Genomic DNA, 15,986 nt, shown 5'->3' on the forward strand with positions numbered 1-15,986 from the left:
AAGATAGGTTGGTCTGTATGCGTGCACTGATACAGAGAGTGGACGGCGCGACCGTCACCGTCACGGACCCCTCGGACGATCAGCAGGGGGCCGGAACCGTCGGCGAGATCATCGGCGAGGGGTTGTGTGTGCTGGTCGGGGTCACCCACGGGGACACCGTCCAGAAGGCGGCACAGCTCGCCCGCAAGCTGTGGACCCTGCGGATCCTGGAAGGCGAGAAGTCCTGCTCGGACGTGAACGCCCCGCTCCTGGTGATCTCGCAGTTCACGCTCTACGGCGACGCCAGGAAGGGCCGCAGGCCCACCTGGAACGCGGCCGCTCCGGGCGAGGTCGCCGAACCCCTCGTCGACGAGGTGGTGGCGCACCTGCGCGCCCTGGGCGCCCGGGTGGAGACGGGCAGGTTCGGAGCGCAGATGCGTGTCTCGCTCACGAACCAGGGCCCGTTCACCGTACTCGTGGAGGTCTGAGGGACGGCCCGCGGACCGGCGCCCGAGGGGTGTCCCGCGATGCCCGGGGGATCGGCGCGCGGCGTCGGACGCGGGGCCTCGCACGGCGGAGGGCGTCCGCACGCGGGATGTACGGGGGCGTGCCGACACCGCGGCGAGGTGCCGTACCCGTCGTCGCGCGCCCGCCGTGCATCGCGGGACAGGCCTTACGCGGGCTACGGCTCGACGACCGTCTCCTGGGCCGCGGCGGTGTCCCCGGCGATCAGCTCCGCGTCCACGGCCACGTTCCGCTTGACCAGGGCCAGGGCGATCGGTCCCAGCTCGTGGTGGCGGGCCGAGGTGGTGACGAAGCCGAGCTGACGGCCCTCCTCACCGTCCGCGGCGAGCCGGACCGGCGTGCCGTGGCCGGGCAGGTGCACCTCGCTGCCGTCCAGGTGCAGGAAGACCAGCCGACGCGGCGGCTTCCCCAGGTTGTGGACACGGGCGACCGTCTCCTGCCCCCGGTAGCAGCCCTTCTGGAGGTGGACCGCGGTACCGATCCAGCCCAGCTCGTGCGGGATGGTCCGGTGGTCCGTCTCGAATCCGAGCCGCGGGCGGTGCGCCTCGACCCGCAGCGCCTCGTAGGCCAGGATGCCGGCCACCGGGCCGTGCCCGGACGCGTACTCCTCCAGAGCGCCGCGCTCCAGGAAGAGGTCCCGGCCGTGTGCCGTCTCCCGGACCACGGTGCCCTCCGGGGCCTCCGCGATGGATCCGGCCGGCAGGTGCACGACGGCGAAGTCCTCGGTGCGGTCGGCGACTTCGACCCGGTAGAAGAACTTCATCGACTCCAGGTAAGCGACCAGGTCGCCCTGGGTCCCCGGCTCGACGTGCATCCACACCGTCGTCCCGTCGTCCACGAGGTAGACGGCGTGCTCGATGTGACCGTTGGCGGAGAGGATCAGTGCCTCGGTCGCCCGGTGGGGGGCGAGGTCGCTGACGTGCTGGGTGAGCAGCAGGTGCAGCCAGGTCAGCCGGTCGTCGCCGGAGACGGTGACGACTCCGCGGTGCGAGAGGTCGACCAGGCCGTTGCCGTCGGCCAGGGCACGTTGCTCGCGGAACAGGTCGCCGTAGTGCGCGGCGACGCCTTCGTCGCGCCCCTCGGCGGGGACGGCGCCGGGCAGGGACAGCAAGGGGCTCTTCATGCGACCAAGCGTACGACTCGCCTCACAGCGTGTCCGACCGGCTCCGCCGCCCCTCACCGGGCTCCTCCCCGGGCCCGGGACCGGGTGCCTCCGCGCCGGCGGACCGGGCCGCCTTCGCCGTGCAGCCGGCGCAGCGCCCGAAGATCGCGAAGTGCTTCATGTCGGTCTCGAAGCCGAACGTGCCGCGGAGCTTCGCGGTGAAGTCGGCGACCACGCCGACATCCGCCTCGATGACGTCCGAGCAGTCACGGCAGACCAGGTGGATGTGGTCGTGGCGGTCGGCCAGGTGGTACGTCGGCGCGCCGTGTCCCAGATGGGCGTGGCTGACGAGCCCGAGCTCCTCCAGGAGCTCCAGGGTGCGGTAGACCGTGGAGATGTTGACGCCCGACGCGGTCCTGCGCACCTCGCAGAGGATGTCGTCGGGGGTCGCGTGCTCCAGCGTGTCGACGGCCTCCAGGACAAGCTGGCGCTGAGGCGTCAGCCGGTAGCCACGCCGGCGAAGATCGGTCTTCCAGTCGGTGCTCACCACGGGCCCAGTGTAGGGCGGAGGGCGCCCCTGCCGGGGCGCCGCGGAAGGAGCCCCTACTTGAAGAACGCGATGCCGTCGTCGGGCATGTCACCGAGGCTCTTCGCCATCGCGGCGACCTCCTCGGGGGTGACGACCTTCTTGAGGTGCGCCGACATGTACGGACGCAGCTCGACGTCGGGGGTGGCCTTCTCGCCGACCCACATCAGGTCGCTGTTCACGTAGCCGTAGAGCCGCTTGCCACCGCTGTACGGGCCGGAGGCCGCGGTGCGGGCCACCGCGTCGGTGACCACGTCGATCTGCGGCTTCTGCTTCGCCAGCTCGCCGTACCAGACCTCGACGACGCCCTGGTCGCGCACCATGACGATCTCGACCTTGCGGTCCTTGTCGACGCGCCAGTAGCCGGACTCGGACTCCAGCGGCCTGACCTGGTTCCCTTCGGCGTCCAGCACCCAGGAGTGCGAGACGTACTCGAGGAAGTCCCGGCCGTCGTGGCTGAAGGTGACCTCCTGGCCGAAGTTGCACTTCTCGGCCCCGGGGAAGTCGGAGACGCCCGCACCCGCCCAGTTGCCGAGGAGGAAGGCCAGCGGTACGAGGTCCGGGTGGAGGTCGGACGGAATCTCGATCATGAGCGGCTCAGACGATCTGTGAGGGTGTACGGGAGGTGTTCGGCGAGGGTCAGCGCTGGCCCTGGTACAGCTTCTTCACGGTCAGGCCGGCGAAGGCGAGCACGCCGACGCAGACCAGGACCAGCAGGGCGGAGAAGAAAGCCTCAAGCACGGGAGCTCCTCGATACGAACGACGTGACGGCAGTACGCGGCCGGCCCCCAGCCTAATGGGTGGAGGCCCGGGGCGGCGGCCCGGGGCTTCCCGGGCGCGGTCCGGCCGGCCCTGCGGCCCCCGGGCACCGGAAGGCGGCAGCGGTGGCGCACGCGGCCGGTCCACCGTGTCCCGGGGAGGGGGTCCGGCCGGCGATTACAGTTCCGTACATGTCCAAGAAGCTCGTCATCAAGGTGACCGCCGGGGCCGATTCCGCCGAGCGCTGCTCGCAGGCCTTCACCGTGGCGGCCGTGGCCGTCGCCAGCGGGGTCGAGGTCTCGCTCTGGCTGACCGGCGAATCCGCCTGGTTCGCCCTGCCCGGGCGGGCCGCCGAGTTCGAACTCCCGCACTCCGCGCCGCTGCCCGACCTCATCGAGTCGATCCAGGCAGGCGGACGGATCACGGTCTGCACCCAGTGCGCCGCGCGGCGCGACATCACGGAGAAGGACGTCCTGAAGGACGTACGGATCGCCGGCGCCCAGGTGTTCGTGCAGGAGGCCATGGCTCAGGACACACAGGCGCTCGTCTACTGACCGGCGTCCCGGCCGGCGGGACCGTCCCGGAGCCTGCCGGGTGACCTGGGATCGGGAAGCGACGCGGTCCGGTGCGTGCGATTCCCGGCTGCGGCTCCCTCCGCGGGCCTCCGCAGGCCGGGCGCCGGGCCTGCGGAGGCCAGCTCCGCGGCTCAGGTGCGGAGCTGGCGGGCGATCGCCTTCGTCGCCTCCTCGACCTCGGCGTCGATCTCGCCGCCTCCCTGGGCGTCGGCATCGGCGACACAGGGGCGGAGAAGGCGCCGGAAGTGCCGGGGCGGGCCGCTGGGCCGGAGGTCGGAGGTCACCGACACGCTCTCAGGGGCGGCGGCGGCGTTTCCTGCCGTCGAGCTCGTCCCACCACTCGTCCGACACGGGGTCACCGGTGGGTGCGAGACCCTCCTCGCCGGGTCCGGTGCCGCTCGGGCGGGACTCCGCGCCGCCGGGGCGGCGGTCCGCGGTGCCGGGGCGGCGGTCCGCTGTGCCCGCCCGCGGCAGGGGGTCCTGCGGGGGATCGTCCCACCAGCGGTCGTCCGGGCCCCGGCGGTTGGCCACGATCGCCGCGACGGGCGGAATGACCATGGCGACCACACACATCGCCACGGCCGCGGGAATCGACCACAGACGCACGAAAGCCCAGGCGGAGACGAAGAGGGCGAGGCATCCGCCCATCATCAGGAAGTAGGCACGTCGGCGCCGGGCGTACATGCTTCCAGGGTAGGACCGGAGCACGGAGGGCCGCACCCCGATCAGGTGGCGTCCAACCCCCTGGGGTGCGGCCCTCCGGCCGTATGCGCGCCGGCACTACACGGCGATGGCCACCTCGGCGAGGCCGCCGGTCTGCGCCACGACCGTACGGTCGGCGGTGCCGCCCGGCACCAGGGCGCGGAGCGTCCAGGTGCCCTCGGCCGCGTAGAAGCGGAACTGTCCGGTCGCCGAGGTCGGGACCTCCGCGGTGAACTCGCCGGTCGAGTCCAGCAGACGCACGTAACCGGTGACGGGCTCGCCGTCACGGGTCACGCTGCCCTGGATCGTCGTCTCGCCGGGCTTGATCGTCGAAGCGTCCGGGCCGCCGGCCTGTGCTCCACACATGGTGTTCTGTCCTTCTGGTCGGGGTCCTGCGGTACGGATCCTGCGGTACGGGTCCTGGGGGACTACTTGGCGGCGCCGAGCTCGATCGGCACGCCCACGAGGGAGCCGTACTCGGTCCACGAACCGTCGTAGTTCTTGACGTTCTCCTGGCCGAGCAGCTCGTGCAGGACGAACCAGGTGAGGGCGGAGCGCTCACCGATGCGGCAGTAGGCGATGGTGTCCTTGGACAGGTCGACCTGCTCGGCCTCGTACAGGGCCTTGAGCTCGTCGTCCGACTTGAAGGTGCCGTCGTCGTTGGCGTTCTTCGACCACGGGATGTTGCGGGCGCTCGGCACGTGGCCGGGGCGCTGCGACTGCTCCTGCGGGAGGTGGGCCGGCGCGAGCAGCTTGCCGCTGAACTCGTCGGGCGAGCGCACGTCGACGAGGTTCAGGCTGCCGATGGCCTGGACGACGTCGTCGCGGTAGGCGCGGATCGACGCGTCCTGCGGCTTGGCCTTGTACTGGGTGGCCGGACGCGTCGGGACGGCGTCGGTCAGGTCGCGGGAGTCGAGCTCCCACTTCTTGCGGCCGCCGTCGAGGAGCTTGACGTTCTCGTGGCCGTACAGCTTGAAGTACCAGTACGCGTACGAGGCGAACCAGTTGTTGTTGCCGCCGTAGAGGACGACGAGGGTGTCGTTGCCGATGCCCTTCTCGCTCAGGAGCTTCTCGAAGCCGGCCTGGTCGACGAAGTCACGGCGGACCGGGTCCTGGAGGTCCTTGGTCCAGTCGATCCGGATCGCGTTCCTGATGTGGTTCTTCTCGTACGCCGAGGTGTCCTCGTCGACCTCGACGAGGGCCACCTGCGGGTCGTCGAGGTGGGCCTCGACCCAGTCGGCGTCGACGAGAACGTCTGCGCGGCTCATGTGTTTCTCCTCCGGGGCAGTCTGCGGCGGGGCGGTGCGGTGTGCGGGTGCGAGGTGTACGCGCAGGTGCGTCGAGCGGGACGCGTACGGGAGGCACGAGTGGCCCTGACATCGTCGAAGGGCCGGGGGAAACGGGAGAGGGTCCCGCTCAGAAGGTGCGACAGAGCATGGCGGCGACGCGGCACAGGTCTACTGCCCGCCGCTTCGTGAGGTCCGCCTGTCGCTCCATGCGTCCGATCGTAGGGAGGTACGGGTGGAGATGTCACCGTCGTGTCGCATGATGAGACGCGATCGTCCGAGATGCAAGACACGACGGCCCCGGATTCACCGCGTCCGCGCGGCCCGCCCCCCGCGCGTGGAGGAGCCATCTGCGGGTCGGACGAGGACGTCTCATCATCTGGATCCCCGACCGTCCTCCGCACGGCCGTCCGCCCGGCGCACGGCCGTCCGCCCGGAGCCGGGGCCGGCCCCGGCTCCGGGTCCGGTTACCGGCTCCGCTTCCGTCGTCGGCCGTCAGCCGACGAGTTCGACGTCCGCCCCCGTCACCGAGATCTCCAGGCCCCCGGGGGTCACCTCGATCTTCTCCAGCTTCAGCCCGTCGGGCAGCCCGCCGATCTCCCGTTCGAAGTCGGTCTTCTTCCGGACCAGCCCCTCCAGGCCCGGAATGCCCTCGCCGGGCACCGCGTCCGCGTGCACCTTGACGGTGCCGCCGTCGACCAGCGTGACGGTGGAGAGCACGCTCCGCGAGACGGGGCGGTCCAGCAGCGGGATCCGGATCGTGCCGGTGACCTTGACCTTTCCGTCGCCCCCGTAGGCGACCGTGACGCCCTCGTCGGCAGCCGCGGTGAGGTCCGCGTACGAGACGACGGCCGTCCCGGTGGCCCGGGCGGCCGTCGCGCTGCGGTATCCCGCCCCCAGCGTCACGTCGTGCAGCCGCGCCCGGATCTCGCTGATGCGGATCGACCGGCCCGCCGCGCTGGTCCGGAGGTCCGTCACCCTGACGTCGACCCGTTCCAGCCGGCTGTCGGCGACCTGGGTGAGAAAGGGGAACCCCTTGACGGAGACGTCGGTGGATCCGGCCTCGGCATCGCTGAAGCGGACCCGGCCCTCCGCCTCCGACTCCGCGACGTACACGGCGGCCCGGTCGACGGCGACGAAGACGCCCCCCAGCACCACAGCGACGATCAGCAGTATTCGCAGTGCGCGCATACCCGTTGCTCCCCCACTCCGACCGGCCGGGCCCCTGCGGCCCGCGAGCCCGCTGCCGCGATCCGGCACGCCCGGAATGACCGACGAGGAACAGGCCCGGCCGGTTCCGTACCCTTCCCACGCGATCACATGCGCCGACGTGCGAGCGCGCGGAGGGACCGGAACCGGCCGGGGACACGGCGGGGCGGCGCGGTCAGGTGAGGGCGCGGCCGATCAGATAGACCGCGGGGGCCGCGGCGGTGAGCGGCAGGGCCACACCGGCCGTCATGTGCACGAACCGGGAGGGGTAGTCGTAGCTCGCCACCCGCAGGCCGATCAGGGCGCAGCCACCGGCCGCGAAGCCGAGCAGAGCGGCCTGCGCACCGAAGTCCGTGAACCCGCCGAGGAGGGCGCCGGCCGCCGCGGGGGCGAGCAGCGCCACGACCACCGAGACGGGCCCCGGAAGCGGCAGGGCCCGGACCACCACGGCCGCGGCGACCGCGATCCCTCCGACCGTGACCGCGTCCGGTACGGCGGCCAGGTGCCCGGCGGCCAGCACGGCGAGCGCGGCCGAGGCGACGGTGGCCGTCAGGCCGTACATCCGTTCGTCGGCCCCGGCGTGGCTGCGCAGCTGGAGCACGAGGGTGAGCAGCACCCAGACGCCCAGCGTGCCGAGGAGGGCCGCAGGCGCGTCGTCGCGGCCCGCCACGAGCAGGACGACGTCGGCGACGAGACCGCCCGCGAAGGCGAGAGCGATGCCCTGCCTGGCCGGCCACATGCCGTTGAGCCGGAACCAGCCGGCCGCCGTCACGGCCTGGAGCAGGACCAGCGGCACGAGCAGCGCGTACGGGCCGATCGCCGCACCGAGCGCGAGGAGGAGGCCGAGGCCGGCCGTGAGGGCGGCGGGTTGCATCCCGGGCGCGATGATCGGTGAACGCCCTTCGGCGCGGGCGCGCTGGGCGTCGGTGATCCTGCTGTTCCCGAGGGTGGTGGGAGCGCTGTACCCCGGGTCGTCCCCGGTCGGTACCGTCCCCGTCCCGGCGCCGGCGTGGGCTTCCGGTGCGGGCGGGGTGACCGGTGCTTCCGGCGGCAGCGGGTAGGCGGCCGGGGCCCCGCCCCGCACGGCTGCGGGATGCGGGGCCGGGTCGTACGCGGCGTCCTGGGGCCGCGGCTCGGGCTGGTGGTACGGCTGCGGCTCCTCCACCGGCCGGTAGGCGGCCTGCGGGGCCTGCGGGGCCTGCGGCTGGATCGTCGGCTGGTACTGGGTGTCCCAGGTCTGCCCCTGCCACGTCTGGGACGCGCCCTGATCCGCGGCGCCGTGGACGTCGTTCCCGGCGTGGCCCTGCCAGGGGTGCCCGGCGGGCTCCTGCGGTGCCTGCCCCGGCGGCCGGCCGTCCTGGCCGGAGGGGTGCGCGTACGGGGCCGCGTAGGCGTCCTGGGAGGGCACGGGCGGAGCACCGTACGCGCCCTGCTGTCCCTGCTGCGGGTACGGCTGTCCCTGCTGGGCGTACCCCTGCCCCTGCGGGTACCGGTCGTACCGCGGGTCGTACCGCGGGTACGGCTGTTCCTGCTGGTCGTGTCCCGGGTCGTGCGGATACGGATACTGCTGATCGCTGTCGCTCATGGTCTGCGGTTCACCCTCCTGCGAACGGCGGGAGCACCTCGACCGTGCCGCCCTCGGCAAGCCGTACGGTCTCATGCCCGCGCGTCCCCACGGGGTTCCCGTCGATCAGGAACGAGCAGCGGAGCAGGACGCGTGCCAGCTCACCGGGGTGCCGTTCGCGCATCCCGTCGAGCGCCTCGGCCAGCGTCTGCGCCGCGTACGGCTCCTCGGCGGTCCCTGCGGCGGCCTTGGCCGCGGCCCAGTAGCGGATCGTCCCCGCTGCCATGGCGGCACCCCTTTCCTTGTACGTCAGCTGTCCATCATGAATCACGCCGGCGCCGCCCAGTGGGCGATACGCGTGAGCAAGGCCTCGTCCGCCGCGTTCTCGGCGTGCCCCATCCCCCGCTCGATCCAGAGCTCCGCGCGTCCCCCGGCGGCGGCGGCCAGCATCCGGGGATGGTCCAGGGGGAAGTACGGGTCCCGGTCGCCGTGCACGATCAGCAGGGGAGCCGTGATCAGCGGAACCGCCTCGGCCGGGGAGAGCGGGACCGGGTCCCAGTCCTCCCGGTGGATCCTGGTGCGGAAGCCGTAGCGGCCGACGAACCGGCCGGCGGGGCGGGTGACCACCCAGTGCAGGCGCCGCATGGGGGCCGTGCCCCGGTAGTACCAGCGGGCGGGAGCGCTCACCGCGACCACCGCGTCCGTATGCGCCCCCAAGCGCTCCCGATGCGCCGCTACGCGCCCGACCACCCGTTCGGCCCCCGGGAGAGAGTCCGTTCCGGCGGCCCCGGGCGCCGCGTACAGCGCGGCGTGCCGCAGCACCACGGAGCCGCCCATGGAGAAGCCGGCCGTGACGACGCGCCGGTGCCCCAGCGAGCGCGCCCAGGCGACCGCCGCGGCCAGATCCAGCACCTCGCGATCACCCACGGTCGACCGGCCACCCGACCTCCCGTGCCCCCGGAAGGAGAACGTGATCACGGCCGCACGCCGGGCGAACACCTTCGCGGCCCGCCGCACGGCAGGCCGGTCGACGGCGCCGGTGAAGCCGTGGGCGAGGACCACGGCCGTCCGGCCGGCCGCGCCGCCGTCCCCGGGCGCGGAACCCGCCGTACACGGGGTGTACACCGCCTCGATACGGACGCCGTCACCGGTCAGCAATGTGGTGCGGCGAGGGCCCGGCGTGATCGAGGGAACAGAAGAACTCGGGAAACGACCCTCGGACACAGAACTCATGTGGGCTATTCTGCTGCGAAGAGGATCCGGGCAATGCAGCCCCCGGGTCCTTTTGTGCTTTCCGAGTGGTGTTACGGAGACGTTTCAGCAACCTCAGCGGTCCTTGGACGGAGGGGCCGCAGCAGAAAAGCCGTAGGCAGGTCGCCCCAGGGCGAACGGCCGTACGGGAGTACGAAGCAGTGCCGCATACTCCCCCGGGTCCGACCCGGGAGTGCCCCTCTCGCAGGGAAACGAGGAGGACCGACGTAATGGGCGAGCGAACCGTGCACGATCGACCGACGACCCAGGCAGGTGGGCGGCGATGAGTTCACTGCTGCTTCTGACGAATGCCCTTCAACCGTCGACGGAGGTGCTCCCCGCCCTCGGCCTCCTGCTCCACAGCGTGCGGGTGGCTCCCGCCGAGGGACCCGCGCTCGTCGACACCCCGGGTGCCGACGTCATTCTCGTCGACGGCCGGCGCGACCTCCCCCAGGTGCGGTCGCTGTGCCAGCTGCTGCGGTCCACCGGACCGGGCTGTCCGCTGATCCTCGTGGTCACGGAGGGCGGTCTCGCGGCCGTCACCGCCGACTGGGGCATCGACGACGTCCTGCTGGACACGGCGGGCCCCGCCGAGGTCGAGGCCCGGCTGCGGCTGGCGACCGGCCGCCGGCAGATCACCGCCGACGACTCCCCCATGGAGATCCGCAACGGTGACCTCTCCGTGGACGAGGCGACGTACAGCGCCAAACTGAAGGGCCGGGTCCTGGACCTCACCTTCAAGGAGTTCGAGCTCCTGAAGTACCTCGCCCAGCACCCCGGCCGGGTCTTCACCCGCGCCCAGCTGCTGCAGGAGGTGTGGGGCTACGACTACTTCGGCGGTACGCGCACGGTCGACGTCCACGTCCGGCGGCTGCGCGCCAAGCTCGGCCCCGAGCACGAGTCGCTGATCGGCACCGTCCGCAACGTCGGCTACCGCTTCGTCACCCCCGAGAAGGGGGAGCGCGCGGCCGACGAGGGCAGGGCCGAGGCGGCCCCGGGGACGGGCGCGGGAGCAGTTCCCCGTACGGAGCAGTCCGCGGAGGACGAGATCGTGGAAGAAGCCCCGGCACGACCCGCCAAGAGGTAGGTCGATCCGCGTAGACTGCCGCGCGTGGCCAAGGTGACGCGGGACGATGTGGCGAGACTGGCGGGGACCTCGACAGCGGTCGTCAGCTACGTCATCAACAACGGACCCCGGCCGGTCGCCCCGGCCACGCGCGAGCGGGTGCTCGCCGCGATCAAGGAACTGGGGTACCGGCCCGACCGGGTCGCCCAGGCGATGGCCTCGCGGCGCACCGACCTCATAGGGATGATCGTGCCGGACGCGCGGCAGCCCTTCTTCGCGGAGATGGCGCACGCGGTCGAACAGGCCGCCGCCGAGCGCGGGAAAATGGTGCTCGTCGGCAATTCCGATTACCGCGACGAGCGCGAGGTCCACTATCTGCGCGCCTTTCTCGGCATGCGCGTCTCCGGGCTGATCCTGGTCAGCCAGGGCCCCAGCGAACGGGCCGCGGCCGAGATCGAGGCCTGGGACGCCCGCGTCGTCCTGCTGCACGAGCGCCCGGAGGCCATCGACGACGTCGCGGTCGTCACGGACGACGTCGGCGGCGCCCAGCTCGCCACCCGCCACCTGCTGGAGCACGGCAACGACTACGTCGCCTGCCTCGGCGGTACGGAGTCGACGCCGGTGGTCGGTGACCCGGTCGCCGACCACATCGAGGGCTGGCGCCGCGCCATGCAGGAAGCCGGGCTGACGACGGAGGGGCGGCTCTTCCACGCCCCGTACAACCGTTACGACGCCTACCGCGTGGCCCTGGGGCTGCTGGCGGGACCCGACAGGCCCCCGGCGATCTTCTGCTCGACCGACGACCAGGCCATCGGGGTGCTGCGGGCGGCGCGCGAACTGCGGATCGACGTGCCCGGGGAACTCGCGGTCGCCGGATTCGACGACGTGAAGGAGGCGGGTCTGACCGATCCGCCCCTGACGACGGTCTTCTCGGACCGCCCGGCCATGGCACGGGCCGCCGTCGACCTCGTCCTGGACGACTCGCTGCGGGTCTCGGGATCACGGCGCGAGCGCCTGAAGCAGTTCCCGTCCGCGCTGGTGGTGCGGCGGTCGTGCGGTTGCGGGGAGCCGCCGGCCACCGCCCGCTGAGGGGTGTCCCGCACGTCCCGGTGGATCGGCGCGCGGCGTCGGATGCGGTGCATCGCACGACGGGGAGACGTCCGCGTACCGGATGTACGGGGACGTCCCGGCGACGCGGCGAGGCGCCGCAGCTGCCTCGCGCGCCCGCCGTGCGGGGCGGGCCCGCCCCGCACGGCGACGGCGGGCTCCCCGGATCCGGCGTCCACGGTTCTGCCGGGCTTTTCAGGACCGTCCACGGTTCTGCCCGGCTTCTCAGGACGCACTCAGGCTGCTCTCATGTTCGCTGGCCACTCTCGTAGACATGACAGACAGCCACCGCCCGAGCGGCGAGTTCCCGACATACCCGGCGTACCCCCCGTACGGCAACGGTGAGGCGGCCTACCCGCCGCCGCCCGCCTACGGCCCCGGCCCGCAGCAGCACTCGGCGGTACCCGGCGCTCCCGCCCCGCACGCCCCGGCACCGGAGCGCCGCGTCAAGCGGCCCTTCGCCCTGCTGGCCGCGGTGGCGATCGCCGCGGCGGCGGTGGGCGGCGGCACCGCCACCCTCATCGGCGAGCTCGCCGGAGGCGGACCGGGCACCACCACCTCCGCCGGCGCCGTCCGCGGCACCACGGTCTCGCAGAGCAGCGCGGGCACCGTGTCCGGGGTGGCGGCAGCCGTGTCGCCGGCCATCGTCGAGATCAGCGCGGCCTCCTCGTCGGGCGACGCCACCGGCTCCGGTGTCGTCATCACCTCGGACGGCGAGATCGTCACCAACAACCACGTCATCTCCGGCGCCTCCCAGATCAAGGTCACCCTGAGCACCGGCAGGTCGTACACCGCCGACGTCGTCGGCACCGACCCGGCCAAGGACCTGGCGCTCGTCAAGCTCCAGGGCGCGAGCGGGCTCAAGACCGCGACCCTGGGCGACTCCTCGTCGGTCGCGGTCGGCGACCAGGTCGTGGCGATCGGCTCCCCCGAGGGCCTCACCGGCACGGTCACCAGCGGCATCGTCTCCGCGCTGGACCGCGACGTCACGGTCGCCAAGGACGACCAGCAGAACCGCCAGCAGCAACAGGGCGGCACGAACTGGCCGTTCGAGTTCGGCGGACAGCAGTTCAACGGCGACACGGGGACGTCCCGGACGACGTACAAGGCCATCCAGACGGACGCCTCCCTCAACCCCGGCAACTCCGGTGGCGCGCTCATCAACATGAACGGCCAGATCATCGGTATCAACTCCGCCATGTACTCGCCCAGTTCGGCTGGCTCCTCCGACAGCTCGGCGGCGGGCAGCGTCGGTCTCGGCTTCGCCATCCCGGTCGACACCGTCAAGGCCGACCTGTCCGCCCTGCGCGCCGGCGACGGATCCTGACCGGGAGGCTCCGACGGACACCGGCACCGGCCCGCCCGCCCCGCATCCGCGCCGGCCACAGGAACGGCCGCCCGGCCCCCGGCCCCCGGCCCCCGGCCCCCGGCTCCCGCCGCCCGCCACCGGGCCGAGGCCGGCACCACCGGCACCGGCCGGGCACGCCGTGCCGCGGGACGCCGTACGGCGGCCGTGCGAGGCTGAGGGAACAGCACGCCGCACCCGGACCGAAGGAAGAGGACGAAGAAGCGATGAGCCCTGCCGAAGACGATCCCCAGCGCGTCCTGATCGTCGACGACGAGCCCGCCGTGCGCGAGGCCCTGCAGCGCAGCCTCGCCTTCGAGGGATACGGCACCGAGGTCGCCGTGGACGGCTACGACGCCCTCGCCAAGGCCGATGCGTACGCCCCCGACCTCATCGTCCTGGACATCCAGATGCCCCGCATGGACGGCCTCACCGCCGCCCGGCGCATCAGGTCCACCGGCTCCACCACACCCATCCTGATGCTCACCGCCCGCGACACGGTGGGCGACCGGGTCACCGGGCTGGACGCGGGTGCCGACGACTACCTGGTCAAACCCTTCGAGCTGGACGAGCTCTTCGCCCGCATCCGGGCCCTGCTGCGCCGCAGCTCGTACGCGGGCCCGGCAGGCGGCGCGGCCCCGGACGAGGACGTCCTCTCCTTCGCCGACCTCCGCATGGACCTGAACACCCGCGAGGTCACCCGCGGCACCCGCCGGGTCGAACTGACCCGTACCGAGTTCACGCTGCTGGAGATGTTCCTCACCCACCCGCGGCAGGTGCTGACCCGTGAACAGATCCTCAAGGCCGTCTGGGGTTTCGACTTCGAGCCCAGCTCCAACTCCCTGGACGTGTACGTGATGTACCTGCGCCGCAAGACCGAGGCCGGCGGCGAGCCACGCCTCGTCCACACCGTGCGGGGCGTCGGCTACGCCCTGCGGTCCGGCGGCGGTGAGGGGTGAGCGGTCCGGCCCACCGCCTGCGCGCGCTGCCGCTCCGGTCCCGCCTCGCGCTGCTCGTCACCGTGGCCGTGGCGGCGGCCGTCGCGGCGGTGGCCGCCGCCTGCTGGTTCGTGACGCGCGAGCAGCTGGAGCACCAGCTGGACGAGTCGCTGCGCAACTCCCGGACCGTGGACCGGTCCTACGTCTCCGACCTGCTGGCCAGCTGCCGCGGCACGGGGGGCGGCCCGGTGCAGTCACCCGGCGCGTACTCCCTGCAGATCATCGACGCGGCCGGCACCGTCTGCGCCCGGCCGGGGACCCCGCGCATCGCGCCGACGGCCGAGGACCTGGCCGTGGCCGCCGGCAAACGCGCGGACGTGCTGCGCTCCGCGACCGCCGCCGACGGCAAGAAGATGCGGGTCTTCACCTACGGCGTGGAGCTGCGCCCCTCCCAGGAGGTCTACGCGGTGTCCGTGGCCCGGCCCGAGGCCGAGGTGACCCGCCCGCTCTCCACCCTCGCCTGGGTCCTCGTCCTCGTCTCGGGCATCGGGGTCGTCGGCGCCGGGGCGGCCGGGCTGTGGGTCGCCCGTACCGGCCTGCGCCCCGTGGACCGGCTGACCGAAGCGGTGGAGCACGTGGCCCGCACCGAGGACCTCACCGTCCGCATCCCGGTCGAGGGGGAGGACGAGATCGCCCGGCTCTCCCGCTCCTTCAACTCCATGACGAGTTCCCTCGCCACCTCCCGCGACCGTCAGTCCCAGCTCATCGCGGACGCCGGGCACGAGCTGCGCACCCCGCTCACCTCGCTCCGCACGAACATCGAACTGCTCGCCCGCAGCGACGACACGGGCCGGGCCATCCCACCCGACGACCGCAGGGCCCTGATGGTCTCCGTCAAGGCCCAGATGACGGAGCTCGCGGCGCTCATCGGCGACCTCCAGGAGCTCTCCCGCCCCGACGCCGCCCAGCCGGGCCCGCTCCAGGTGGTCGCCCTGCACGACATCACCCGCACCGCACTGCGGCGGGCCCGGCTGCGCGGGCCCGAGCTGACCGTCACCGCCGACCTGGCCCCCTGGTACGTACGGGCCGAACCGGCGGCGCTGGAGCGGGCGGTCGTCAACGTCCTGGACAACGCGGTGAAGTTCAGCCCGCCCGGCGGGACGATCGACGTCGTACTGCACCGGGGCGAGCTGACCGTGCGCGACCACGGCCCCGGTATCCCCGCCGAGGATCTCCCGCACGTCTTCGAACGCTTCTGGCGCTCCCCGTCGGCCCGCCAGCTCCCCGGCTCCGGCCTGGGCCTGTCCATCGTGGCCCGTACGGTCCAGCAGGCGGGCGGGGAGATCACCCTGCACCCGGCGGACGGGGAGGGCACGGTGGCCACGATCCGGCTGCCGGGGGCACCGACGCCGCCGCCGGGGGTGTGAGGGCGGGGGTTCAGAGCCGGCGACGGAATTCTGCGGCGAACTGCGGGGCACCGCCGGCATCCAGCCTGTCCAGCAGCCCGTGCAGGTCGCGCGGCTCGCGCCGGTAACCGCTGACCTGTGCCCTCAGGACGCGGTTCACCTCCGCCGGCGCGAGATCGAGCAGATCCAGCAGGAAGTCGTCGGGACGCAGCACCTCGATCTCGTAGGGGTCTGCGGCCTCGGCCGGAAAGTCCTTGACGTTGAGTGTGACGACGGCGTGGGCCTGGCCGCGCACCGCCGCCGCCAGGACGTGCCGGTCCTTGGGATCGTTGGCCATCGCGGGCACGAGCGCCGCATAGCCCGTCACCAGGCTCTCCGGAAAGGTGTCCGCCATGGCGACGACGAGATGCTTGGCCTTGACGTCCCCGATCCGTTCGCCGACGTTCCTCGTCAGCTCGGCCAGGATGTCAGGTGACCAGAGCGGCTCGTAGAGCTCCGTCTCGGCAAGACGCAGGAGCGTGTCCCGTAAGTAGTTCGGAAAGAGGACACAGGTGTCCAGGACTACGCGCTGCACATCACTCCAGGC

The 15,986-nt window shown here is 72.6% G+C and carries 19 protein-coding genes and 1 pseudogene; 7 read left to right on the forward strand and 13 right to left on the reverse strand.

Translation table 11 applies throughout. From position 1 onward, the window contains the following. The first annotated feature begins 17 nt into the window (after positions 1-17). Positions 18-467 (forward strand): D-aminoacyl-tRNA deacylase, encoded by a 450-nt coding sequence (gene dtd, locus BA175_RS12810; protein WP_079159518.1) that lies wholly within the window; start codon positions 18-20, stop codon positions 465-467. A 194-nt stretch (positions 468-661) separates the two neighbouring features. On the opposite strand, the gene ygfZ is transcribed toward dtd, so the two are convergent. From ygfZ to BA175_RS12825, 3 genes are read right to left on the reverse strand one after another with little or no spacing between them, the layout of a single operon-like run. Next, positions 662-1,627 (reverse strand): CAF17-like 4Fe-4S cluster assembly/insertion protein YgfZ, encoded by a 966-nt coding sequence (ygfZ, locus tag BA175_RS12815; protein WP_069171414.1) that lies wholly within the window; start codon positions 1,625-1,627, stop codon positions 662-664. A 22-nt stretch (positions 1,628-1,649) separates the two neighbouring features. Continuing rightward, the gene (locus tag BA175_RS12820; protein WP_069171415.1) at positions 1,650-2,156 is read right to left on the reverse strand and encodes a Fur family transcriptional regulator; all 507 of its coding nucleotides are present in this window, start codon (positions 2,154-2,156) and stop codon (positions 1,650-1,652) included. 53 nt (positions 2,157-2,209) lie between these two features. Then, on the reverse strand, positions 2,210-2,782 hold the full coding sequence (locus tag BA175_RS12825; protein ID WP_014047436.1) for an FABP family protein: 573 nt from the start codon (positions 2,780-2,782) through the stop codon (positions 2,210-2,212). A 360-nt stretch (positions 2,783-3,142) separates the two neighbouring features. Here BA175_RS12825 and BA175_RS12830 point away from each other — a divergent pair, with 360 nt between their 5' ends. Beyond that, positions 3,143-3,505: a DsrE family protein gene (locus BA175_RS12830; protein WP_069171416.1), complete on the forward strand. Its 363-nt coding sequence runs from the start codon at positions 3,143-3,145 to the stop codon at positions 3,503-3,505. A 152-nt stretch (positions 3,506-3,657) separates the two neighbouring features. Here BA175_RS12830 and BA175_RS12835 read toward each other — a convergent pair. The 9 genes and pseudogenes from BA175_RS12835 to BA175_RS12870 all read right to left on the reverse strand — a co-directional run. Beyond that, a pseudogene (locus tag BA175_RS12835) lies at positions 3,658-3,759 on the reverse strand (transcriptional regulator); the annotation flags it as partial. 61 nt (positions 3,760-3,820) lie between these two features. Then, on the reverse strand, positions 3,821-4,210 hold the full coding sequence (locus BA175_RS12840; protein ID WP_069171417.1) for a DUF3099 domain-containing protein: 390 nt from the start codon (positions 4,208-4,210) through the stop codon (positions 3,821-3,823). 96 nt (positions 4,211-4,306) lie between these two features. Beyond that, complete coding sequence (locus tag BA175_RS12845; RefSeq protein ID WP_014154938.1) at positions 4,307-4,594, reverse strand: DUF1416 domain-containing protein; 288 nt, start codon at positions 4,592-4,594, stop codon at positions 4,307-4,309. 62 nt (positions 4,595-4,656) lie between these two features. Further along, positions 4,657-5,496, reverse strand: a complete 840-nt coding sequence (locus tag BA175_RS12850) for a sulfurtransferase (RefSeq protein WP_069171418.1) — start codon at positions 5,494-5,496, stop codon at positions 4,657-4,659. A 148-nt stretch (positions 5,497-5,644) separates the two neighbouring features. Further along, on the reverse strand, positions 5,645-5,725 hold the full coding sequence (locus BA175_RS32215; RefSeq protein ID WP_361019091.1) for a putative leader peptide: 81 nt from the start codon (positions 5,723-5,725) through the stop codon (positions 5,645-5,647). A 284-nt stretch (positions 5,726-6,009) separates the two neighbouring features. After that, complete coding sequence (locus tag BA175_RS12855; protein ID WP_069171419.1) at positions 6,010-6,705, reverse strand: LmeA family phospholipid-binding protein; 696 nt, start codon at positions 6,703-6,705, stop codon at positions 6,010-6,012. Between the two features lie 193 nt (positions 6,706-6,898). After that, a complete protein-coding gene (locus tag BA175_RS12860; RefSeq protein ID WP_069171420.1) occupies positions 6,899-8,308 on the reverse strand; it encodes a hypothetical protein in 1,410 nt (469 codons plus the stop codon). A 10-nt stretch (positions 8,309-8,318) separates the two neighbouring features. Then, entirely contained in the window at positions 8,319-8,573 is a 255-nt protein-coding gene (locus BA175_RS12865) for a MoaD/ThiS family protein (RefSeq protein ID WP_069171421.1), read from the reverse strand. A 41-nt stretch (positions 8,574-8,614) separates the two neighbouring features. Further along, positions 8,615-9,520 (reverse strand): alpha/beta hydrolase, encoded by a 906-nt coding sequence (locus tag BA175_RS12870; protein ID WP_079159519.1) that lies wholly within the window; start codon positions 9,518-9,520, stop codon positions 8,615-8,617. A gap of 301 nt (positions 9,521-9,821) precedes the next feature. Between BA175_RS12870 and BA175_RS12875 the strand changes: the two genes are divergently transcribed. The 5 genes from BA175_RS12875 (at position 9,822) to BA175_RS12895 (ending at position 15,421) form a co-directional block, all read left to right on the forward strand. Further along, a complete protein-coding gene (locus tag BA175_RS12875; protein ID WP_069171423.1) occupies positions 9,822-10,625 on the forward strand; it encodes a response regulator transcription factor in 804 nt (267 codons plus the stop codon). 24 nt (positions 10,626-10,649) lie between these two features. Beyond that, positions 10,650-11,693, forward strand: a complete 1,044-nt coding sequence (locus BA175_RS12880; protein ID WP_069171424.1) for a LacI family DNA-binding transcriptional regulator — start codon at positions 10,650-10,652, stop codon at positions 11,691-11,693. Between the two features lie 292 nt (positions 11,694-11,985). Then, positions 11,986-13,038: a S1C family serine protease gene (locus BA175_RS12885; RefSeq protein WP_069171425.1), complete on the forward strand. Its 1,053-nt coding sequence runs from the start codon at positions 11,986-11,988 to the stop codon at positions 13,036-13,038. 245 nt (positions 13,039-13,283) lie between these two features. Then, positions 13,284-14,015, forward strand: coding sequence for a response regulator transcription factor (locus BA175_RS12890; protein ID WP_069171426.1), 732 nt, complete (start codon positions 13,284-13,286; stop codon positions 14,013-14,015). After that, on the forward strand, positions 14,012-15,421 hold the full coding sequence (locus BA175_RS12895) for a sensor histidine kinase (RefSeq protein WP_069171427.1): 1,410 nt from the start codon (positions 14,012-14,014) through the stop codon (positions 15,419-15,421). Before BA175_RS12890 ends, BA175_RS12895 begins: the two co-directional genes overlap by 4 nt. Positions 15,422-15,431: 10 nt before the next feature. On the opposite strand, the gene BA175_RS12900 is transcribed toward BA175_RS12895, so the two are convergent. After that, positions 15,432-15,974, reverse strand: coding sequence for a PIN domain-containing protein (locus BA175_RS12900; RefSeq protein WP_069171428.1), 543 nt, complete (start codon positions 15,972-15,974; stop codon positions 15,432-15,434). Between the last annotated feature and the right edge of the window lie 12 nt (positions 15,975-15,986).

It is taken from the genome of Streptomyces griseus (assembly GCF_001715295.1).
Classification (GTDB): Bacteria; Actinomycetota; Actinomycetes; order Streptomycetales; family Streptomycetaceae; genus Streptomyces; species Streptomyces griseus_G.

Excerpts from the sequence above, each read along its gene's own strand:
- dtd (WP_079159518.1), top strand. The coding sequence starts at position 18 with ATGCGTGCACTGATACAGAGAGTGGACGGCGCGACCGTCACCGTCACG.
- ygfZ (WP_069171414.1), bottom strand. The coding sequence starts at position 1,627 with ATGAAGAGCCCCTTGCTGTCCCTGCCCGGCGCCGTCCCCGCCGAGGGG.
- BA175_RS12825 (WP_014047436.1), bottom strand. The coding sequence starts at position 2,782 with ATGATCGAGATTCCGTCCGACCTCCACCCGGACCTCGTACCGCTGGCC.
- BA175_RS12830 (WP_069171416.1), top strand. The coding sequence starts at position 3,143 with ATGTCCAAGAAGCTCGTCATCAAGGTGACCGCCGGGGCCGATTCCGCC.
- BA175_RS12840 (WP_069171417.1), bottom strand. The coding sequence starts at position 4,210 with ATGTACGCCCGGCGCCGACGTGCCTACTTCCTGATGATGGGCGGATGC.
- BA175_RS12845 (WP_014154938.1), bottom strand. The coding sequence starts at position 4,594 with ATGTGTGGAGCACAGGCCGGCGGCCCGGACGCTTCGACGATCAAGCCC.
- BA175_RS12850 (WP_069171418.1), bottom strand. The coding sequence starts at position 5,496 with ATGAGCCGCGCAGACGTTCTCGTCGACGCCGACTGGGTCGAGGCCCAC.
- BA175_RS32215 (WP_361019091.1), bottom strand. The coding sequence starts at position 5,725 with ATGGAGCGACAGGCGGACCTCACGAAGCGGCGGGCAGTAGACCTGTGC.
- BA175_RS12855 (WP_069171419.1), bottom strand. The coding sequence starts at position 6,705 with ATGCGCGCACTGCGAATACTGCTGATCGTCGCTGTGGTGCTGGGGGGC.
- BA175_RS12860 (WP_069171420.1), bottom strand. The coding sequence starts at position 8,308 with ATGAGCGACAGCGATCAGCAGTATCCGTATCCGCACGACCCGGGACAC.
- BA175_RS12865 (WP_069171421.1), bottom strand. The coding sequence starts at position 8,573 with ATGGCAGCGGGGACGATCCGCTACTGGGCCGCGGCCAAGGCCGCCGCA.
- BA175_RS12870 (WP_079159519.1), bottom strand. The coding sequence starts at position 9,520 with ATGAGTTCTGTGTCCGAGGGTCGTTTCCCGAGTTCTTCTGTTCCCTCG.
- BA175_RS12875 (WP_069171423.1), top strand. The coding sequence starts at position 9,822 with ATGAGTTCACTGCTGCTTCTGACGAATGCCCTTCAACCGTCGACGGAG.
- BA175_RS12885 (WP_069171425.1), top strand. The coding sequence starts at position 11,986 with ATGACAGACAGCCACCGCCCGAGCGGCGAGTTCCCGACATACCCGGCG.
- BA175_RS12890 (WP_069171426.1), top strand. The coding sequence starts at position 13,284 with ATGAGCCCTGCCGAAGACGATCCCCAGCGCGTCCTGATCGTCGACGAC.